General features: G+C 66.3%; 13 protein-coding genes. 10 read left to right on the top strand and 3 right to left on the bottom strand.

Going from position 1 to position 16,523, the window contains the following annotated elements:
- The first annotated feature begins 96 nt into the window (after nucleotides 1-96).
- The 9 genes from F8197_RS16155 to F8197_RS16115 all read left to right on the top strand — a co-directional run bounded on the left by F8197_RS16155 (nucleotide 97) and on the right by F8197_RS16115 (nucleotide 9,615).
- Nucleotides 97-702: a tetratricopeptide repeat protein gene (locus F8197_RS16155; protein WP_227012274.1), complete on the top strand. Its 606-nt coding sequence runs from the start codon at nucleotides 97-99 to the stop codon at nucleotides 700-702.
- 34 nt (nucleotides 703-736) lie between these two features.
- On the top strand, nucleotides 737-1,246 hold the full coding sequence (tssB, locus tag F8197_RS16150) for a type VI secretion system contractile sheath small subunit (protein WP_152882710.1): 510 nt from the start codon (nucleotides 737-739) through the stop codon (nucleotides 1,244-1,246).
- 1 nt (nucleotide 1,247) lies between these two features.
- Nucleotides 1,248-2,738: a type VI secretion system contractile sheath large subunit gene (tssC, locus tag F8197_RS16145; protein WP_152882709.1), complete on the top strand. Its 1,491-nt coding sequence runs from the start codon at nucleotides 1,248-1,250 to the stop codon at nucleotides 2,736-2,738.
- A 46-nt stretch (nucleotides 2,739-2,784) separates the two neighbouring features.
- Entirely contained in the window at nucleotides 2,785-3,276 is a 492-nt protein-coding gene (locus tag F8197_RS16140) for a type VI secretion system tube protein Hcp (RefSeq protein WP_019920410.1), read from the top strand.
- 59 nt (nucleotides 3,277-3,335) lie between these two features.
- Nucleotides 3,336-3,797 carry a type VI secretion system baseplate subunit TssE gene (gene tssE, locus F8197_RS16135; protein ID WP_152882708.1) on the top strand — a complete coding sequence of 154 codons (462 nt, stop codon included), beginning with the start codon at nucleotides 3,336-3,338 and terminating at the stop codon, nucleotides 3,795-3,797.
- Complete coding sequence (gene tssH / locus F8197_RS16130) at nucleotides 3,794-6,388, top strand: type VI secretion system ATPase TssH (protein ID WP_152882707.1); 2,595 nt, start codon at nucleotides 3,794-3,796, stop codon at nucleotides 6,386-6,388. Before tssE ends, tssH begins: the two co-directional genes overlap by 4 nt.
- 11 nt (nucleotides 6,389-6,399) lie before the next feature.
- Nucleotides 6,400-7,275, top strand: coding sequence for a type VI secretion system protein TssA (gene tssA / locus F8197_RS16125; RefSeq protein ID WP_152882706.1), 876 nt, complete (start codon nucleotides 6,400-6,402; stop codon nucleotides 7,273-7,275).
- A 106-nt stretch (nucleotides 7,276-7,381) separates the two neighbouring features.
- The gene (locus tag F8197_RS16120; protein WP_152882705.1) at nucleotides 7,382-8,944 is read left to right on the top strand and encodes a methyl-accepting chemotaxis protein; all 1,563 of its coding nucleotides are present in this window, start codon (nucleotides 7,382-7,384) and stop codon (nucleotides 8,942-8,944) included.
- Nucleotides 8,945-8,955: 11 nt separating this feature from the next.
- Nucleotides 8,956-9,615 carry a tRNA-uridine aminocarboxypropyltransferase gene (locus F8197_RS16115; protein ID WP_152882704.1) on the top strand — a complete coding sequence of 220 codons (660 nt, stop codon included), beginning with the start codon at nucleotides 8,956-8,958 and terminating at the stop codon, nucleotides 9,613-9,615.
- Between the two features lie 66 nt (nucleotides 9,616-9,681).
- Here F8197_RS16115 and F8197_RS16110 read toward each other — a convergent pair whose 3' ends face one another.
- The 3 genes from F8197_RS16110 to F8197_RS16100 are packed head-to-tail and all read right to left on the bottom strand — an operon-like array spanning nucleotide 9,682 to nucleotide 15,122.
- Nucleotides 9,682-12,570: an Hsp70 family protein gene (locus F8197_RS16110; protein WP_152882703.1), complete on the bottom strand. Its 2,889-nt coding sequence runs from the start codon at nucleotides 12,568-12,570 to the stop codon at nucleotides 9,682-9,684.
- An 18-nt stretch (nucleotides 12,571-12,588) separates the two neighbouring features.
- Complete coding sequence (locus tag F8197_RS16105; RefSeq protein WP_373996893.1) at nucleotides 12,589-14,436, bottom strand: Hsp70 family protein; 1,848 nt, start codon at nucleotides 14,434-14,436, stop codon at nucleotides 12,589-12,591.
- Nucleotides 14,433-15,122, bottom strand: coding sequence for a DUF2760 domain-containing protein (locus F8197_RS16100; RefSeq protein WP_152882702.1), 690 nt, complete (start codon nucleotides 15,120-15,122; stop codon nucleotides 14,433-14,435). The genes F8197_RS16105 and F8197_RS16100 overlap by 4 nt, the downstream gene beginning before the upstream one ends.
- 228 nt (nucleotides 15,123-15,350) lie before the next feature.
- Here F8197_RS16100 and F8197_RS16095 point away from each other — a divergent pair, with 228 nt between their 5' ends.
- A complete protein-coding gene (locus F8197_RS16095; protein ID WP_152882701.1) occupies nucleotides 15,351-16,505 on the top strand; it encodes a PA0069 family radical SAM protein in 1,155 nt (384 codons plus the stop codon).
- The last annotated feature ends 18 nt before the right edge of the window (nucleotides 16,506-16,523 follow it).

Genomic DNA, 16,523 nt, shown 5'->3' with positions numbered 1-16,523 from the left:
AAACCAACCTCCGAGGTAGTTGCGTAAGCGCAATTTCTGCCCGTTTGGTTCATGAATAATGGGCCCCTTCCTCATGGTTAGGCAAAGGAGAGTGTGATGATCACGAACAGAACATGGTTGCCCGGTTTGCCCCGTACCACGCTGGCTGGCGCCTTCGCCGGGCTGGTGCTGCTGTCCGGCTGCGCGACCGACGGCGAGAACATTCGTACCGAACCACCAAAGGCGGCCACGCTGAAAACCGTGCTGGCCGACGCCAACGCCGCGCTCAAGGCCGGCCAGGGCGACAAGGCGCAGGCGCTGCTCAAGGAGGCCGCCACCAGCTACCCGGCCGACAAGGCGCCGTGGCTGCAACTGGCGCAGATCAAGTTCGACCGCGCCAGCTACGGCGAGGCGATCACCAACGCCCAGGAGGCGCTGCGGCGCGACCCGGTCGATACGCTGGCCAACAGCATCGTGGCGGTGAGCGGCCTGCGGGTCTCGACCAAGGCGTTGGCCGACCTCAGTGCCCAGAACAACCTCAATGGCTCCTTGCGCACCGAGGCGCGCGAACTGGCCAAGCTGCTGCGCACTACGCTGGGCGAAGAAGTGCTGGTGCCCACCGTGGCGCCGCCGCCACCGGTGCGCGCCAAAACTGCCCCCACCACCCGCAAGGGCGCAGCGAAAAGCCAGTCGAGCAACGACCCTTTCGGCGGCTTGAAGTAAGCCGCCTCCCATCATCCCACTCCAAGGAACTGCCATGGCCAAAGCTGAAAGTGTTCAGAAGCGCCTGACCCGCGTGCGCCCGCCGCGCGTGCAGATGACGTATGACGTGGAAATCGGCGATACGCTGGAAAACAAGGAACTGCCGTTTGTCGTCGGCGTGGTCGGCGACTTCGGCGGCAATCCGGACGCCGACAAGACGCGCCTCAAGGACCGCCTGTTCGTCGGCATCGATGTCGAAAACTTCGACGAGGTGATGAGCGGCGTCGATCCGGTGGCGCGCTTCAGCGCGCCCAATATGCTGGCCGGCGATGACAGCAGCATCGGCGTGGAACTGCACTTCAAGTCGATGGCCGACTTCCGGCCCGAATCGGTGGTGCGCCAGGTGGCGCCGCTCGCCAAACTGCTGGACGCGCGCGGCAAGCTGGCCGACCTGCGCAACAAGCTGGCCGGCAACGACAAGCTCGAAGACATCCTCGGCGAAGTGCTGGGCAACACCGACAAGCTGGCCGCGCTCAAGTCGGCCCAATCCGGCAAGGGAGACTGAGATGTCCGCACAATTACAGGAACTGCAGCCGGCCACCGCGACCGCCAGCGCGCCGGCGGACAACCTGCTCGACCAGATCGTCGAGCAAAGCAAGGTGGCCAAGTCGTCGGTCGAACATGCGCGCGCCCGCGACATCATCGCCGAACTGGTGGACCAGGTTCTCGACGGCACGGTGGTGGTGTCGAACAACCTCACCGCCACCATCGACTCCAGGGTGGCGGAACTGGACCGCCTGATCTCGAGCCAGTTGAGCGCCATCATGCACGCGCCGGCGTTCCAGAAGCTCGAGCAAAGCTGGACCGGCCTGCATTACCTGGTGACCAATTCGGCCAGCGGCCAGGGCGTGAGAATCCGCATGCTCAACGCCACCAAGCGCGAGCTGGTGAAAGACTTCCAGGCCGCGCTGGAATTCGACCAGAGCACCATGTTCAAGAAGATCTACGAGGAAGAATTCGGCACCTTCGGCGGCGCGCCATATGCGGCGCTGCTCGGCGACTTCGAAATCTCGCGCCAGCCCGAGGACATGTACTTCATCGACCAGATGTCGCACGTGGCGGCAGCCGCACATGCACCATTTATCACGGCCGCTTCGCCCGAGCTGTTTGGCCTCGATACCTACGGCGACCTGGGCAAGCCGCGCGACCTGTCCAAGGTGTTCGATACGGTCGAATACACCAAGTGGAAGGCGTTCCGCGAATCGGAAGATTCGCGCTACGTGGGCCTGACCCTGCCGCGCTTTTTGGGGCGCCTGCCATTCAACCCGGCCGACGGCACCGTGGTGGAGGGCTTCAATTTTGTCGAGGAAGTCGATGGCAGCGATCACCAGAAATACATGTGGTGCAATGCCGCCTACGCCTTCGGCGCCAAGCTGACCCGTGCCTTCGACGACTACGGCTGGTGCGCGGCGATACGCGGCGTGGAGGGCGGCGGCCTGGTGGACGACCTGCCCACCCATACCTTCAAGACCGACCAGGGCGAAGTAGCGCTCAAGTGTCCGACCGAGGTGGCGATTACCGACCGCCGCGAGAAGGAACTGAGCGACCTCGGTTTCATCTCGCTGGTGCACTGCAAGAACACCGCGTATGCCGCCTTCTTTGGCGCGCAGTCGGCGCAAAAGGCCCGGAAGTACTCGAGCGATGCGGCCAATGCCAACGCTGTGCTGTCGTCGCAGCTGCAATACATCTTCGCCGTCTCGCGCATTGCCCACTACATGAAGGCCATGATGCGCGACAAGGTGGGCAGCTTTGCCGCCGCGTCCAACGTCCAGGACTTTCTCAACCGCTGGCTGATGCAGTACGTGCTGCTCGACGATAACGCCAGCCAGGAGCAGAAGGCGCAGTTCCCGCTGCGCGAGGCGTCGGTGCAGGTGCACGAAGTGCCGGGGCGGCCCGGCGTGTATCGCGCGGTGTCGTTCCTGCGCCCGCATTTCCAGCTCGACGAGCTGTCCGTTTCCCTCCGTCTGGTCGCGGAGTTGCCGAAGTCGACCAGTTAATTTCGGAAGTTCACTACCGTAGTTCAACCTGAAACAGGAGCATGCAATGGCAATCGACGTCTATCTGCAAATCGATGGTATCAAGGGCGAGTCCAACGACGACCGCCACAAGGACTGGATCGAGTGTAAATCGGTCAGCTTCGGCGTGGAACAGCCGCGCTCCGCGACGTCGTCCACCGGCGGCGGCCACACCGCCGAGCGTTGCGAACATCGCGATATCGTGCTGTCGAAACTGGCCGACCTGGCCTCGCCGGTCCTGCTGCAAACCTGCGCTGCCGGCCGCACCATCCCCAAGGCCAAGTTCGAATTCATGCGTGCCGATGCCCAGGGCGAGCGCGTGAAGTACTACGAGATCGAAATCGAGAACGTGTTGATCGGCGCCGTGTATCCCACCGTGACCGAAGGCGACATTTTGACCGAGGACGTGTCGCTCAAGTTCTCGAAGATCAAGTGGCGCTACACCCAGCAAAAAGTGAGCGGCGGCGCCGGCGGCAATACCTCGGGCGGTTGGGACTTGTCCGCCAATCGCGTGGTGTAAACCTGCGCGTCTTCAGCCGGGCCGTCCTGGTCCGGCTTTTTTTTCGACAGGGGCTTTCGATGAACGGCTACACACCCGGCCTGCTGGACCGGCTGCTGGGCGCGCGCCCGGGCGGCCTGACCCTGGAGCAGTACAAAGACAGCGTGGCGCGCGACCTGGAAGACTTGCTCAACACCCGCTGCGCGCTGCCGGAAGAACTGCTGCGTGCCTATCCCGAATGCGCGCGCTCGATCATCAACTACGGCCTGATCGACTTTGCCGGCCTGTGTCTCAACAGCGCGGAGGACCGCGCCCGCGTGTGCGCCGCGCTCAAGGCCGCGATCGAGCGCCACGAGCCGCGCCTGCGCCAGGTACAGGCGCGCCTGGAGCGCGAGCACGGCAGCATCAATCGCATCAGCTTTGCCATCACTGCCACCCTGGCCGGATTGCCGCAACGCGAGGCGGTCAGTTTCGACGCCGTGCTGCAACCGTCTTCGCTGCACTATTCCATCAACCGCAACGCGCGTGGAGTCACACCATGACGATGAATCTGAAAACCCTGATCGGCAAACTCAATGACACAACGCGGCAGGCGGCCACCCGCGCGGCCAGCATCTGCATGGCGCTGGGCCAGTACGAGGTGGAGGTCGAACACCTGCTGCTGGCGCTGCTGGAGCAGGAGCGCTGCGACCTCGCCATCATCGCACGCCAGTGCGGTGTGGACCTGGGCCGGCTGGAGGCGGACCTGCACCGGCAGGTGGCCCAGTTGAAGACCGGCAGCACGCGCACGCCGGTGTTCTCGCGCCAGCTGCCGCAACTGATCGAACACGCATGGCTGCTGGCTTCCCTGGAAACCGAACAGCCGGCGCGCATCCGTAGCTGCCACCTGCTGGTGGCCTTGCTGACCGATCCCGAGTTGGCGCAACTGGCGCAGCGGGCCTCGGTGCTGTTCGCCAGCATCCCGATCGACGAGATCAAGCACCGGCTTGACAAATTCACGCGCGGCTCGCAGGAGGAGGCCACAGCGCCCACCCCATCGCCGGGCGACGCGCCCGGTGCGGTGCCGCTTGCCCCCCGCACCCCGGCGCTGGACCAGTACACCACGTGCCTGACGCAGCTGGCCCGCGACGGCAAGCTCGATCCCGTGATCGGGCGCGAGGCCGAAGTGCGGCAGGTGATCGACATCCTGCTGCGCCGGCGCCAGAATAATCCCATCCTCACCGGCGAGGCGGGCGTGGGCAAGACCGCCGTGGTGGAAGGGCTGGCGCTGCGCATCGCCGCCGGCGACGTGCCCGAGGTGCTTAAAGGCGTCGATATTCACACGCTGGACATGGGACTGTTGCAGGCCGGCGCCAGCGTCAAGGGCGAGTTCGAGAACCGCCTGAAAAACGTCATCGACGAAGTCAAGCACAGCCCGCACGGCATCATCCTGTTCATCGACGAAGCGCACACCATGATTGGCGCCGGCGGTGCGGCTGGTCAGAGCGACGCTGCCAACCTGCTCAAGCCGGCGCTGGCGCGCGGCGAACTGCGCACCATCGCCGCCACCACCTGGAGCGAATACAAGCAGTATTTTGAAAAAGATGCGGCGCTGGCGCGGCGCTTCCAGGTCGTCAAGGTGGAAGAGCCAGGCGAAGACATCGCCAGCGCCATGCTGCGCGCAATGGCGCCATTGATGGAGTCCCATTTCGGCATCCGCATTCGTGACGAGGCCGTGACCGAGGCGGTGCGGCTGTCGCACCGCTACATCAGCGGCCGGCAATTGCCCGACAAGGCTGTGAGCGTGCTCGATACCGCGTGCGCACGCGTGGCGCTGGCGCAAAGCGGCACGCCCGCATTGCTGGAAAACGCCGCGCGCGCCATGGAGCGTATCGACGCCGAGACCACCGCCTTGCAGCGCGAGGACGATGGCGACACCGACGCCATCCGCCGCAAGCGCCTGGCGCAGCTGGCCGAACACCGCGCGGCGCTGGCCGAGGAACATGCCCGGCTGGCGCAGCGCTGGCAACGCGAACAAGGCGTGGTGGCCGCCATCACCCGTCAGCGCAGCGCAGGTGGCGAATTGGGCACGCTCAAAGCCGAACTGGCAGCGTTGCAGGGTGAAGCGCCGCTGGTGCCGGTGGAGGTTGATGCGGCGACCGTTGCGGCCATCGTCTCCGGCTGGACCGGCATCCCGCTCGGCAAGATGGTCCGCGACGAAATCAACACCGTGTTGAAACTCCAGTCCACGCTGCAGGAGCGCATCCTGGGTCAGCCGCATGCGATTGCCGCCGTGGCGCAGCGCGTGCGCACGGCGCGGGCCAACCTCGACGACCCGAACAAGCCGAAAGGCGTATTTCTTTTCGTGGGACCGTCCGGCGTGGGCAAGACCGAGACCGCGCTGGCGCTGGCCGATGTGCTGTACGGCGGCGAGCGCAAACTGCTGACGATTAACATGAGCGAGTACCAGGAAGCGCACAGCGTCTCGGGCCTGAAAGGCTCGCCGCCCGGCTACGTGGGCTACGGTCAGGGCGGCGTGCTGACCGAGGCGGTGCGCCGCAATCCGTACAGCGTGGTGCTGCTCGATGAAATCGAAAAGGCTCATCCGGACGTGGTGGAACTGTTCTTCCAGGTGTTCGACAAGGGCGTGATGGACGACGCCGAAGGCCGCGAGATCGACTTCCGCAACACCATCATCATTGCCACGTCCAACGCCGGCTCGGCCACCGTGATGCAGGCGTGCCTGAACCAGCCGACCGCACCCACCGTCGAGGAACTCGAAGCGCTGCTGCGCCCGCAATTGGTCAAACACTTCAAGCCGGCCTTGCTCGGGCGCCTGAAGGTGGTGCCGTATTATCCGATCCCGGACGCGGTGCTGGCACAGATCATTGCGCTCAAGCTGGCGCGTATCGGCCAGCGCATTCACCAGCAGCACCACGCGGAATTCAGCTACGACGAAGCGCTGGTGGACGCGGTGCTGGCGCGCTGCACCGAGGTCGATTCCGGCGCCCGCAACGTCGATCATATTCTCAACGGCAGCCTGCTGCCCGAGATCGCGGAAGCAGTGCTGGAGAAAATGGTGCAGGGCGCGGCGATCGCCAAAATCAAGGTGGGCGCCAACCGCCAGGGCCAGTTCAAATACCAGATCAAATAAGGGAGGCCGCCATGTTCAGCATCGCCCAAATGCTGTTGCCCATCAGCGCCGAGCGCGCGTGCGGCGACGATGTGTCGTTCAGCGCCGAAGTGGACGCCATCGCCCGCGCCCGCACCTGCGACGATCCCACCCTCGACCAGGGCGAATGGGTGGCGGAACTCAAGGAGGCCGACTGGGGCTTCGTCGCCAGCCGCTGCGCCACCATGATCGCCTCGCACAGCAAGGACATGCGCCTGGCCGTGTGGCTGGCCGAAGCCCACGCCAGGACGCGCGGCCTGCGCGGCCTGGGCGACGGCTATGCCGTGCTCACCGGCCTGTGCGAACATTACTGGGACGGCCTGTATCCGCTGGCCGACGACGGCGATTACGACCAGCGCATCGGCAACCTGTTCTGGCTGCTGAACCGCACGCCGCTGCTGGTGCGCGAGATGGCGTTCGAGGGCGGGCTGGCGCCGCAGGACGACACCGAGTACTGCATCGCCATGCTGGGCGACCTGGAACGCGTGGCCGACCTGCGCCTGGGCGCCGACGGGCCGGGGTTCGCGCCGGCGCGCGAAGCCTTGCAGGCGCTGGTGCGCGGCCGCGCGCCGCTCGAACATCCGGCACTGGCAGCCGGCGCCGCGCAGGGAACGACGCCACCAGGTGGGGCAATTAGTGTGGCAATTGCAGTACAGCCGCGCGACCGTGCGCAGGCCTTGCAGCAATTGCGGCTGGTGGCCGATTTCTTCCGCCGCACCGAGCCGCACAGCCCGGTGGCTTATCTGGCCGACAAGGCTGCCAGCTGGGGCGACATGCCGCTGCACCTGTGGTTGCGGGCCGTGATCAAGGATCCCGGCGCCGTCGCCGGTGTCGAGGAGCTGCTCGGATCGTCCTTGTCTGACAACTGACCGTTGCTGCGTTGCTGCACCGCACGACCGAATGTTACTTTCTGCGCTGTAACATTTTGGCGAACGGTGCTAGCATGGACTCGACTGTTTCTTGAAGGAGTCCGCCATGAAAAATCTGAAAATCGGCACGCGCCTGGGGTTTGGTTTTGCACTGATCCTGGTGCTGCTCACGGCGATGACCATCATCGGCATCCTGCGCCTGAGCGCCGCCAGCGCCATGACCGACCACATGATCGACGTGAAGATCCGCGACCAGCGCCTGATCGCCGAGTGGACCAAGATCGTCGAAGTCAACGCCGCCCGCACCATGGGCGCGTGGATGGTGGCCGATGCCGCAGATCAGAAGATGATCGAAGGCCTGATGACCAAGTCGTCCGCCCGCGCCACCGAAATCCAGGACCGCATCGGCGCCGAGATCGAAGAAGAAGCACTGCGGCCGCTGTTCCAGAACGTGGTCGATACCCGCAAGGCCTACACCGCCTCGCGCAAGTCGGTGTTTGCCGCCAAGGCGGCCGGCGACCTGGCGCTGGGCAAGCAGATTTTCGACGGCAAGATGGCGCAGGACCGCGTGGCCTACCTGGGCGCGCTGGACGCGTTCTCGCAAAAACAGGGTGCGCTACTCGACGCCACGGCTGTCACCATCCAGCAGCAGTACACCAGCGGGCGCACGCTGCTGGTATTGCTCGGACTGGCCGCCATCGTGCTGGGCGTGACCGCCGCGTGGTGGATTACCCGCACCATCACGCAGCCGATCAACGCCGCGCTCAAGGTGGCGGAAACCGTGTCGTCGGGCGATCTGACCAGCGACATCCAGGTCACCAGCAACGACGAAACCGGGCAGCTGATGAACGCCTTGAAGGTGATGAATTCCAACCTGGTGGGCATTGTCGCCCAGGTACGCACGGGCACCGAGTTGATGGCCACCGCATCCACCGAAATCGCCGCCGGCAACCAGGACCTGTCGTCGCGCACCGAGCAGCAAGCCAGCTCGCTCGAGGAGACCGCGTCGTCGATGGAGGAACTCACTTCAACCGTCAAGTTCAACGCCGAGAATGCGCGCCAGGCCAACGAGCTGGCGATCAATGCCTCGCACATCGCCAGCCGTGGCGGCTCGGTGGTCGGGGAGGTAGTCAACACCATGGGCTCGATCAATGACTCGTCGCGCAAGATCGTCGAGATCATTTCCGTGATCGACAGCATTGCGTTCCAGACCAACATCCTGGCGTTGAACGCGGCAGTGGAAGCGGCGCGCGCCGGCGAGCAGGGACGCGGCTTCGCGGTCGTGGCGTCCGAAGTGCGCAGCCTGGCGCAGCGTTCTGCTGCGGCGGCCAAGGACATCAAGGGCCTGATCGACGACTCGGTGCAAAAAGTGGCGCTGGGCTCGGAGCTGGTGGACAAGGCCGGCCAGACCATGTCCGAAATCGTCACCAGCATCGGCCGCGTCACGCAGATCATGACGCAAATTAGCAACGCCAGCGACGAGCAAAGCCAGGGCATCGCGCAAGTGAACGACGCCATCACGCAAATGGACCAGGTGACGCAGCAGAACGCCGCGCTGGTCGAGCAAGCGGCGGCGGCGGCCGAATCGATGCAGGAGCAGTCGGCCAAGCTGGCCGACGTGGTGAGCATATTCAAGCTCGCCGGCGCGGGGGTGCCGGCGCTTCGGTAGAATACCGGTCCATGACCACCCGTACCGACCACGCTGCCCCAACCGCCCCTTCAAAAATACCCGCACGCCGGCAATGCCCGGCGTGCCTGCGCCCGCAGCGCACCTGTATCTGCCGCTGGGTGACGGTCATTTCTCCGCAGGTGGAAGTGCTGGTGCTCCAGCATCCGCTGGAGGTGGCCAATGCCAAGGGCAGTGCGCGCTTGCTGCATCTGTGCCTGGCCGGCAGCCGGCTGGAAGTGGGCGAGACCTTTGCGCCTGACCGCCTGGGCGCATTGCTGTCGGATGACCGCCACAACGTGTTGCTGTACCCGGAGACGGCGGAAGAAAAATCGCTCGGTGTCGCCACGCCGCCGGCGTTCGATCCGGCCTGGTTGGCAGCACCGCAGCGCCTGCGGCTGGTTGTGCTGGACGGCACCTGGCGCAAGAGCCGCAAGATGCTGTACCTGAACCCGCTGTTGCAGGCGCTGCCCCGGCTGCCGCTGACCGATACGCCGCCATCGCACTACCTGATCCGCAAGGCGCATTTGCCGGACCAGCTTTCGACGCTGGAGGCGACTGCGTACGCGCTCTCGCAACTCGAGCATGCGCCCGAACGCTATAAACCCTTGATCGATGCCTTTGATGGTTTCGTGGCGCAGCAGGCCGGTTACGCGGCCGAACGCCGCAACTGAATCCCTCTCGGTCAAGTGCACTGTGTGCGTATTGCAGGATGGTTAGCGGTGTAGTGTGGCTGGTGCTCAGCTGAGCAGCTTGAGCCCCGGCGGCAGCGCCTCGCCCAGCATGCGCTTTTCGTCGGCCTGGTCGAGTTGCACCACGTCGCGCACCATCGCGCTCCAGTTGGCAGGCGCGCCCACGGCCGATAGCCGGCGCAGGATTTCGGCGCGCAAGGTGTCGTCGATGTCGCGCGTGCGGTCGCCCGTCATGCGCGCCAGGTGGGCGGCGGCAAAGCCGGCCGGTTCCACTTTTTTCCAGTCCAGCGCGAGGATCGCCGCCAGCCATTGCGCCACCGTGCTTGCGTCAACCACGTCGTGCGCACTGCCGTGGAATGGCTGGCGTGCGCCCACTCGGGACAGGCCCCACAGGAAGCGCGCCTGCGTGGCTTCGGCCTTGCCGGCATTGGCCGCACCGGCACGCGTCTTGTTCAGCGCTGCCTTGGTCGCAGCCTTGGTGGCCGCGTCGAGACGGCCCAGCATCCATGCGCCGATCTCCGCCTTGTAGCTGCCGGGGATGCGTTCGAGCGAGGCGCCCAGGCGCAGCATGTCTTCCTCGCTGCCGTTCACCAGCGTGTGCGGACGGCGGCCGCGTTCCTGGGCGTCGGCCTGCACGTTGAAGGCGAAATCGTCGAGCACGCGCAGTTGCGCTTCCACCGATAGGCCGCCCGCCACGCGGCGCCACAGGGTCCACCATTCGGCGCATACCTGGCCGTCGCCGTGGTGCTGCACGCCGGTTTCGTACAAGGCCCACAATTGCTCGATGCGCCAGTCGTCGAGCGGGTGGCCGAAACCGGGGCGCAGGCTGTAGCCGGCCAGGTTGAGCCACGCGCGTTCGTGCTCGGACGAGCGGCGCCGGCCGCGTGCGCGCTCGATCAGCGCATCGCACAGGCGCCGCAGTACGGGCGTGGTCCAGCTTTCGCGGCTGCCCAGCAAATGTTCGAGCTGGCCACGCAACTGTTTGACTTCTTTCAGTTCGACTTGCAGCGCGCGGCTGCCGAAGATGCGGTCGATTTTTTCCAGCGCGGCCGGCAGGCCGGCGGGCATGACCGCATCGGGGGATGGTGTGCCGTCGATGGTAGTGATGTCGTCGTCTTCGGCAATGGCGGTATCGCCACGCAACTGGAACTCCAGCTGCCAGCGCTGGGCGCCGTCGGTGGCCACGCAGTGCACTTCCAGCGTGCCCACTTCGCTCAGGGTAGCAGCCAGCCGCACGGGCAGTTCCTTGCGGCTGCTGGCGGCGTGGCTGTCGCGCAGCACGGTGGCAATCGGCGGCAACTGCACGTAGTCGTCCGGTTGCAGGTCCACCAGCGCACCGGCCTGCGGGGTGACCGCGTCTGACGTCGAGGACGCGATGTGGAAGCGCACCGGGCGCCCCAGGCGCAAGGCAAAGGTGCGGTCGGCCAGCAGCAGCTCGCGGTTCTCGGCGCTGCCGCGCGGCAGCAGGCAGATGGCGCGGCGGGGCCTGTCAGGCCGCTCGTCGTCGAGCAGCAGGAAATAGCTGCGCGGCGAACCGCCGCCGATCACCGGCGCCTGGCCGGACTGGCCCAGCGCGTAGGCCACGCCACCGCGCGCCACGGCGACGTCGGGATTATCGTTGTGCAGCACGCGCAACGGCGCGCCGCGCCATAGAGCCAGCACCTGTTCCAGGCGTTGGCCCAGCGCGTCGGCGCGGAATACGCCGCCGTTGAGCAGCAGCGTGTCCGGCACCGGGATGGTGGAATCGTCGGGCGCCAGGCCCAGTGCTGCCCGCGCGGCCGGCGCATGCTGGCGCAGAAAGCCTGCCAGGTGCCGCGTGATGGCGGCGTCGCTGGCGTAGGGCAGGCCGAACTCGATGATCGCGCCCCGGCCGCGTCGTGCCGGCTCACGCTCCTCGTTCATCGGGAAAAAGCCATCGACCACCAGTTGCGCCACTTCGTCGCGGGTAAGGTCGGCCGAGCGCGAGCCGCCGATCAGCCTGGAGCCGGCGCCCAGCAGGGTGACGGTCGTCTTGTCGGGGGCGTTGGTGGCCAGCAGTTGTTCCTTGGTGGCGCGGCAGCGCTCCGTCAACTGCGCCAGGCGGCCGGCCGACAGCCGCGCCGGCGCAGCACCGCCGGATGCGGGCAGGCGCGACTCCACAAGGTGCGCCAGCGCCAGGTCCATATTGTCGCCGCCGAGGATCAGGTGGTTGCCCACGCCGATGCGGCTGATCTGCGGCGCGCCGTTCACGAGCGCGACTTCGATCAATGAAAAGTCGGTGGTGCCGCCGCCCACGTCGCAGACCAGCGCCAGGCGCGTGTCTGCCAGATCAAGGGCCAGCGTGGCGCGTCGGCGGTACAGCCAGTCGTAAAAGGCCGCCTGCGGCTCTTCCAGCAGGCGCAGCGCCGGCAGACCGGCTTGCCGCGCCGCTTGCAGGGTGAGGGCGCGCGCGCCTTCGTCGAACGACGCGGGGATGGTCAGCACCAGTTGCTGCTGTTCGAGCGGGTGATCAGGGAAGCGGGTGTTCCAGGCGGCGCGCAGGTGCGCCAGGTACGACGCACTGGCCGCCACCGGTGACACCTTGGCGACGTCCGCCTCCGCACCCCACGGCAGGATGGGCGCGGTGCGATCGACGCCCGGGTGCGACAGCCAGCTCTTGGCGCTGCTGACCAACCGGCCCGGCACCTGCGCGCCGAGCTTGCGCGCCAGGCGGCCGGTGACCACTTGCGCCAGGCCCGCGACGTCGGCATCGCGCCACGGCAGTTGCAGTTCGCCGGCGGCGAATTCGCCTTCGGCCGGATGGTAACGCACCGATGGCAGCAAGGTGGCGGCGCCGATTTCGCCCGGCGCCACCAGCTGCTCGATCTCGAACAGTTCGATGGTGGAGCTGCCTGGCGCCGCGTAGGCCAGCACCGTATTGGTGGTGCCAAGGTCGATGCTGACGAGGTATTGGCCCATGCTGGTTCTTCGCGAAAGTTAAGCGCCGCTGCGCACGTCGAACTCCACCTTCCAGCGCTGGCCGTCGCTGGCCACGGCCAGCAATTCGAGCGTGCCCGATTCGGTGGCCATCGCGTGCAGGCGTACCTGCACCACGTCGCCGGACTGGCGCCCTTCGGGCGACAGATTGGCCTGGATCTCGTTCATCTCGAGCAGTTCGTCCGGGCCCCAGAAGTCGAGCAGGTCGCCGATCTGGTCTTGCCGGCGCACCGAGGAGCCGAAGAAGCGGAACTGCACCGGCTCGCCGACCACCAGGCCGAACTCCTGGTTCGGCAGTTCGATCTCGCTGCCTTCTTCCATGCCGAACGGCGCCACGCACAGCGCCTGGATCGGCGGCTCCATGCCGGGAATGGCCGGCATCGACGATTCGATCGCCACATAGTAAGAACGCGCCGTGCCGCCGCGGATGCGCACACCGGTACCGCGCCGCACGTAGCTGTAATAGGCCGCGCCGCGCGCCACCGCCAGATCGAGGTCGGCGCCGCCGAGCATGCGCGCAGGTTCCGCGCCTTCCAGGTACAGCCAGTCGTTGAGAGTGGCCATGATGCGCTGGGCCAGCAGCTCGGACTTGAACACGCCGCCGTTGAACAGCACTGCGGTCGGGTGCAGGAAGGTGGCGTCGGCGTTGTGCGCGCCGGCATAGCCTTCCAGTTCGCTGGTGGCGCCCACCTGGCGTGCCAGGAACGCGGCCAGGTGGCGGGTGACGCCGGCATCCTGCGCATACGGCAGGCCCAGTTGCGTCAGGCCCGCGCGCTGGCGCACGGCCGGACGTGCCGATGCTTCAACGGTCGGGAAGAAGCCGTCGAGGATGAAGGTGGTCACTTCGGCGCGTGTGAGTTCGGTGCGGATCGAGCCGCCGATCAGTTTCGAACCACGGCTTGGCACCACGATCGGCCAGGTCTCGATGCTGGCGTCGGCCAGCAGCTTTTCCTTGGCGGTGCGGCTGCCGTAGGTCAGTGCGCGCATTTGCCAGGCGTCGAGCTGGGTGCCAGTGGCCGCCAGCTTGCGGGCCACCAGGTGCGCCAGCGCCAGGTCCATATTGTCGCCGCCCAGCAGGATATGGTCGCCGACCGCGATGCGGTGCGGTTCGAGCACGCCGTCGCGTTCCAGCACGGCGATCAGCGAAAAGTCGCTGGTGCCGCCGCCCACGTCAACTACCAGGATGATGTCGCCCGGCTTGACTTCCTTGCGCCAGCGGCCTTCGCTGCCCTGGATCCAGCTGTACAGGGCTGCTTGCGGTTCTTCCAGCAGGGTGAGGTTTTCGTAGCCGGCAGCGCGCGCCGCTTCAGCCGTCAGTTCGCGCGCACCGGGGTCGAACGATGCGGGAATCGTGACGGTAATCGCCTGTTCGTTGAACGGCGCTTCCGGGTGCGCCTGTTCCCACGCCTGGCGCAAGTGGGCCAGGTAGCGGGTGGAGGCGGCCAAGGGCGAGACGCGCGTGACTTCTTCCGGCGCGTCGGCCGGCAGCAGCGCCGAGCGGCGGTCCACGCCGGGATGGCTCAGCCAGCTCTTGGCGCTCGAAACCAGGCGGATCGGCGTGGTGGCGCCACGGCTGCGCGCCATTTCACCGGCCACACCGGTCAGTTCGGCGTCGCTCTGCTGCCAGGGCAGCTTGTTCTCGCCGGGCGCCAGTTCGTCGGCGTGCGGCAGGTACAGGAACGACGGCAGCAGCGGCAGGTCTTCCACCGTGCCCGGTGCGGTCAGCTGGGGAATCGCCAGCACGCCGTGGTCGGTTTTCTCGCCGTCGCTCGCTTGCAGGTTTACATAGGACAGGGCGCTGTGGGTGGTGCCAAGGTCGATGCCGATGGCGTAACGTGGATCGCTCACAGTTCCACCTCCGCTGGGGCCAGGATGGCGGCGTCGTGCGCTTCAGCCAGTTTCGGCAGGCGCACATCGGTCGAGCGCCAGCCGCGATGGCTGAGCGTGCCACGGAACGGCGCCTGGCCGACCACGTTGCCGGTCAGGCGCACGGCGGCAGCATCAAAGCCTTGTTCCAGCACCACGCGGCTGCCTTCGGCTTCGCTGCGCACGGCTTCGATGGTGAAGTGTTCGCGCAGCACCTTGCTGCAACCCTCGTGCACCACGCGCGCGGCGGCGCCGATGTCGGCGTCGGAGTAGGCGGACAGGTTTTCCTGGGTGAAATCGATCAGGCGCGCTTCGCGCTGGAACAGGCTCAGCAATTGCAGGGCGGCGTCGGGCGTGGCCACGCGCAGGGTGACCGGAGCCGGGGCCGGCGCGGTGACGGGTACCGGCGTTGGTACCGGGACAGGCGTAGGTACTGGCACCGGGGTCGGTACCGGCAGCGGCGTCGGCACGGGTACTGGGACGGGCGTAGGTACAGGGGTTGGTACAGGAACCGGCATCGGCGTGGGCGCGGCAACGGGGACGGGTGCGTCATCCATGCGGGTCAGGCGGGCGGCATATTCAGCATCGGAGATGGCGCGAAAAAAGGCGCCGATGGCAATCGAGATGCGGCTGAAAAAAGACGGCAGCGGTTGGTTTGGTGTGTTCATCAATTGCTCGCGGTGAGTATGCCGGCGCGCCGCGTTTGGCGGCGTTCCGGCGTGTAATTGGTTGGAGTCGCGCAAGGCGCGCGGAGGCCTGGCCCCCGGAAGCCCTGCATGATACCAGTTCGTGCCGGGGCGCCAAAGCAGGGCGGGGTGCACAGATGGATTTAGAACTTGATATGGTCCGGGCGAGCGCCTAGAATACTGTTTATATATACAGTATTCAGGTCAGCCATGTCTCACGACGAAAATAACCAATCGCATGTAATGCTGCCGCCGCCGTCGCTCAAGGCGCACAAGGGACGTGGCGCCGTGTCCAATCTGCAGGGCAGGTTCGAGGTTCATGCGCGCGAGGCGTACGACGACGGCTGGCAACGCGAAGAAGAGGAGTCCACACCATGGAAAACCCAGGTCATCGACGAGGTCTGCAAGTCCATCCTCAGCCGCAATGCTTCGCCGGACTTGCCTTTCGGTGTCTCGCTCAATCCGTATCGTGGTTGCGAACATGGCTGCATTTACTGCTTTGCCCGCCCCACGCACAGCTACCTGGGCCTGTCGCCGGGCATGGACTTCGAGAGCAAGATTTTCGCCAAGGTCAACGCGCCCGACATGCTGCGCCGCGAGCTGGCCAAGTCCGGCTACATGCCGGAATCGATCGCGCTGGGCGTCAACACCGACGCCTACCAGCCGTGCGAGCGCGACCGCAAGCTCACGCGCCGCGTGCTCGAAGTGCTGCAAGAGTGCCACCACCCGGTGGGACTGATCACCAAGTCGTCGCTGATCGAACGCGACATCGACATCCTGGCACCCATGGCGGCGCAGCGCCTGGCTGGCGTGGCGATCACGCTCACCACGCTCGATCCGGCCATCGCCCGCACGCTGGAGCCGCGCGCCGCCGCGCCGGCCCGGCGCCTGCGCACCATCCGCACGCTTACCGACGCTGGCATACCCGTGGCCGTGAGCGTCGCACCCATCATCCCGTTCGTGACGGAGCCGGAAATCGAGCGCCTGCTGGCGGCGGTCAAGGACGCCGGCGCCGTCTCTGCGCACTACACGGTGCTGCGCCTGCCGTGGGAGGTCGCGCCGCTGTTCCATCAATGGCTGGAAGCGCACTTTCCCGACCGCGCCCAGCGCGTGATGAACCGCGTGCGCGACATGCGCGGCGGCAAGGACTACGACAGCAACTTCGCCACGCGCATGAAAGGTGAGGGCGTGTGGGCCGACCTGATCAGGCAGCGCTTCAAGATTGCTGCCGAGCGGCTGGGGCTGACGGGGCAGGGCAGCCGCTTCCACACCATGGACGCCTCGCAATTCGTGCGACCACTGGTGGTGCCGCCGCTGGGGGCGCGGGCCAGGGTGGCCAACAACAGCCAACTGGATTTGTTCTGAGCCGCGCGGATGCGGCCA

The sequence above is a fragment of the Duganella sp. FT27W genome (assembly GCF_009295655.1).
Lineage (GTDB): Bacteria > Pseudomonadota > Gammaproteobacteria > Burkholderiales > Burkholderiaceae_D > Rugamonas > Rugamonas zoogloeoides.
Note: the sequence above shows the minus strand (reverse complement) of the source record. Positions and strands in the feature narration are given on the sequence as shown.

Bases quoted from the DNA above. Each gene is read 5' to 3' on its own strand.
- F8197_RS16100 (WP_152882702.1), bottom strand. From the start codon at position 15,122: ATGAACACACCAAACCAACCGCTGCCGTCTTTTTTCAGCCGCATCTCG.
- F8197_RS16120 (WP_152882705.1), top strand. From the start codon at position 7,382: ATGAAAAATCTGAAAATCGGCACGCGCCTGGGGTTTGGTTTTGCACTG.
- tssB (WP_152882710.1), top strand. From the start codon at position 737: ATGGCCAAAGCTGAAAGTGTTCAGAAGCGCCTGACCCGCGTGCGCCCG.
- tssA (WP_152882706.1), top strand. From the start codon at position 6,400: ATGTTCAGCATCGCCCAAATGCTGTTGCCCATCAGCGCCGAGCGCGCG.
- F8197_RS16155 (WP_227012274.1), top strand. From the start codon at position 97: ATGATCACGAACAGAACATGGTTGCCCGGTTTGCCCCGTACCACGCTG.
- tssH (WP_152882707.1), top strand. From the start codon at position 3,794: ATGACGATGAATCTGAAAACCCTGATCGGCAAACTCAATGACACAACG.
- F8197_RS16110 (WP_152882703.1), bottom strand. From the start codon at position 12,570: ATGGGCCAATACCTCGTCAGCATCGACCTTGGCACCACCAATACGGTG.
- F8197_RS16140 (WP_019920410.1), top strand. From the start codon at position 2,785: ATGGCAATCGACGTCTATCTGCAAATCGATGGTATCAAGGGCGAGTCC.
- tssC (WP_152882709.1), top strand. From the start codon at position 1,248: ATGTCCGCACAATTACAGGAACTGCAGCCGGCCACCGCGACCGCCAGC.
- tssE (WP_152882708.1), top strand. From the start codon at position 3,336: ATGAACGGCTACACACCCGGCCTGCTGGACCGGCTGCTGGGCGCGCGC.
- F8197_RS16115 (WP_152882704.1), top strand. From the start codon at position 8,956: ATGACCACCCGTACCGACCACGCTGCCCCAACCGCCCCTTCAAAAATA.
- F8197_RS16095 (WP_152882701.1), top strand. From the start codon at position 15,351: ATGTCTCACGACGAAAATAACCAATCGCATGTAATGCTGCCGCCGCCG.